We start from the raw sequence: 2,585 nt of genomic DNA on the forward strand, positions 1-2,585 counted from the left end.
GATTCCAGGGATCCAGACTTACTCAACTCAAACTTACTTGTTCAGGGGACGACGCCAATTTTGGCGAAACTGACGGTTTGAGAGCAGCAGCACCGGCCAGAGGGCCGATACCAGCCACTTCCCAGATCCCGAATAGATGCGATCCGCCTTGCGGGCCGAGTACCAAACTCCTCCTGCGTAGATTGCCAAGAGCAAAAAAGGCCACATCTCAACCCATCCTATTCAACGCTGCTCACCGAGTCAGGGATCCTCAATCAGTAGGCATCCTGCAACTCATAGAAGTCAGGCGTGATGTAGTCCTTGCGCAGGGGCCAACCTATCCAGTCTTCCGGCATTAAAATCCGCTTCAGGTTCGGGTGTCCCTCGAAAACAATGCCGTACATGTCGTAGGTTTCCCGTTCCTGCCAATCCGCCGACTTCCAAATCCAGTATACGGAAGGCAGCCGTGGATCCTGGCGAGGCAACTTCACCTGGAGCCGCACCTCCTGAGGGCGATCCGCCCCGTCTGACAGCTTGATCAGGTGGTAAAGGCTGACCAGGGGCTGCCCTGCCCCCAGGTCATATCCGCACTGGCACTCCAGGTAGTTAAAGCCGTAGGCATAGAGGGCGGTACACAAGGGTAGGAGAAAGTCCCGCTCCACCTCCAACAGCTCTACCCCCGCTGCGTCTCTCCCCAAATACTGGTGCTCGAAGCCGTTGTCGGCCAGAAACTGGGAAACCGGGCCCCGCTCCAACGTCACCAAGGGTTCCGACTGCTCGCCTGCGGATGGCGGCGCTTGTTTTTCCTGGGCATTCTCCTCTGCCATCTCACACTCCTCCCTGCAAGGCTTTGAGCTGCTGTTCCGCCTGCTTAAAGTCGGCAGTTTGCAAAGCCGGGGGCACCGGCAGGCCGATGGCCGCAGCCAGCTCTGGCGGGGGAGCTTGGCGGGTCTCGCTCTCCAGATACTTGCCGGTGATGATCTCCGGCACAGGCTTGAGGTTGTGCTTAACCGTGTAGTAGCGGTGGGTTTGCTGCAGACGGCCTCGTTCCCGCATGTCCTCGGCGGCGATCTTCTTGCGCAGCTTGACAATGGCATCCATGATCGCTTCTGGACGAGGAGGGCAGCCGGGAATGTACACATCCACCGGGATCAGCTTGTCCACCCCCCGCACTGCCGTGTAGGAATCGGAGCTGAACATGCCACCGCTGATGGTGCAGGCCCCCATGGCGATCACGTACTTCGGCTCAGCCATTTGCTGGTAAAGCTTGACCAACGCCGGCGCCATTTTCATGGTGACCGTACCTGCCGTGATGATCAAATCAGCCGTGCGCGGCGAAGAACGAGGCAGCAGGCCAAAGCGGTCGAAGTCGAAGCGGGATCCCAGCATGGCGGCAAACTCGATGAAGCAGCAGGCGGTGCCGTAGAGCAGCGGCCAGAGGCTGGACATCTTAGCCCAGTTGTACAGGTCGTTCACCGTCGTCAGAACGACGTTGTTCGAGAGGTCGGTAGTCACCTGGGGGGCAGCCCCCGGAAACAAGACTTGCGATTTCTCAGACGTCATGACCATTCCAATGCTCCTTTTCTCCAGGCGTACACAAGACCCACCACAAGGATGGCGATGAAAATCAGGGCCTCCACAAAGGCCAACAGCCCCAAGCGGTGAAACGCCACTGCCCAGGGATAGAGGAACACCGTCTCTACATCGAAAATGACGAAGACCAGTGCGAACATGTAGTAGCGAATGTTGAACTGGATCCAGGCTTGCCCAAACGGCTCCATGCCCGACTCGTAAGTGCTGCGCCGCAGGGATCCCCGCCGCTTTGGCGCTAAGAGTGCGGAAGCCCCCAGAGCCAAAATCGGCAGCAGAGAGCAGACGATTAGAAAAACCAGCAAATACTCGTAGCCGGACAGAACAAACACGACGCCAGACTGCCTCAGGTGCTCAACATTTAGATACGTTTCCAGTATAGAGCCAGTCTGGGGCTCCCCTGCGCCACGGGATCTTCAGTTCTATTGATGATCATGATTGTTGGGAGCGGCGTTTTTCCAGCCAGCCCCACACTCCGCTCACCACCGCCCCGGCCATCAGGATCCCCAAAGCCGGCTGAAACAAAGGCAGCCAGAGCCGCATCCAAAGTTTGTAGCCCAGTGGGATCCCAAGAAAAGCCCCGGTTACGGAAAAGACAAACCAGACAAACCCGGCGAACACCAGAAAGACAACGGCAATCAGGAAGTTATCCAGCCAGCGCTTGAGGTCAGAGGAAACCATAGGGATTGAGGCAGAACAGCTTGAAGTAGACCCAGAGGCAATCTGGGAACCGAACCTTTTGGGCCGCTAATGCCGATATCTCAGCATCTTTCACCCAGACAGACTGCCGGAATAAGTTCAACAGACAGGGTAGCTTACCCCAGCACTTGGTGAAGATCCCACGTGCACCTTTTTGGGTAGAGTAAGCTGTGCCGGCCCGCTGCTGACCCGCTGTGAACACAACCCAAAACCACGGTAGCGCCAGTAGGATTCCCCAGCCAGCCTGCTAACAATAAGTGAGATTTCCCTTCTGCCGCTTGGTCAGCTCAGCTAGAAATCGCAGGAGCCCCGCACTG

5 protein-coding genes are annotated in these 2,585 nt (G+C 57.3%); all 5 read right to left on the minus strand.

Features of this window, described 5'->3' with window-relative positions; all coding sequences use genetic code 11:
• Positions 1-33 precede the first annotated feature (33 nt).
• A complete protein-coding gene (locus tag NW856_RS11175; RefSeq protein ID WP_011433903.1) occupies positions 34-207 on the minus strand; it encodes a hypothetical protein in 174 nt (57 codons plus the stop codon).
• A 47-nt stretch (positions 208-254) separates the two neighbouring features.
• Complete coding sequence (locus tag NW856_RS11180; RefSeq protein WP_011433902.1) at positions 255-806, minus strand: NAD(P)H-quinone oxidoreductase subunit J; 552 nt, start codon at positions 804-806, stop codon at positions 255-257.
• Position 807: 1 nt separating this feature from the next.
• Positions 808-1,548, minus strand: a complete 741-nt coding sequence (locus NW856_RS11185; protein ID WP_041436717.1) for an NADH dehydrogenase subunit K — start codon at positions 1,546-1,548, stop codon at positions 808-810.
• Positions 1,539-1,901, minus strand: a complete 363-nt coding sequence (gene ndhC / locus NW856_RS11190; RefSeq protein WP_011433900.1) for a photosynthetic/respiratory NAD(P)H-quinone oxidoreductase subunit C — start codon at positions 1,899-1,901, stop codon at positions 1,539-1,541. The genes NW856_RS11185 and ndhC overlap by 10 nt, the downstream gene beginning before the upstream one ends.
• 100 nt (positions 1,902-2,001) lie before the next feature.
• On the minus strand, positions 2,002-2,250 hold the full coding sequence (locus NW856_RS11195) for a hypothetical protein (RefSeq protein ID WP_011433899.1): 249 nt from the start codon (positions 2,248-2,250) through the stop codon (positions 2,002-2,004).
• Between the last annotated feature and the right edge of the window lie 335 nt (positions 2,251-2,585).

Source organism: Synechococcus sp. R3-13, from assembly GCF_047462195.1.
Lineage (GTDB): Bacteria > Cyanobacteriota > Cyanobacteriia > Thermostichales > Thermostichaceae > Thermostichus.

Bases quoted from the DNA above. Each gene is read 5' to 3' on its own strand.
- NW856_RS11175 (WP_011433903.1), bottom strand. From the start codon at position 207: ATGTGGCCTTTTTTGCTCTTGGCAATCTACGCAGGAGGAGTTTGGTAC.
- NW856_RS11195 (WP_011433899.1), bottom strand. From the start codon at position 2,250: ATGGTTTCCTCTGACCTCAAGCGCTGGCTGGATAACTTCCTGATTGCC.
- NW856_RS11180 (WP_011433902.1), bottom strand. From the start codon at position 806: ATGGCAGAGGAGAATGCCCAGGAAAAACAAGCGCCGCCATCCGCAGGC.
- NW856_RS11185 (WP_041436717.1), bottom strand. From the start codon at position 1,548: ATGGTCATGACGTCTGAGAAATCGCAAGTCTTGTTTCCGGGGGCTGCC.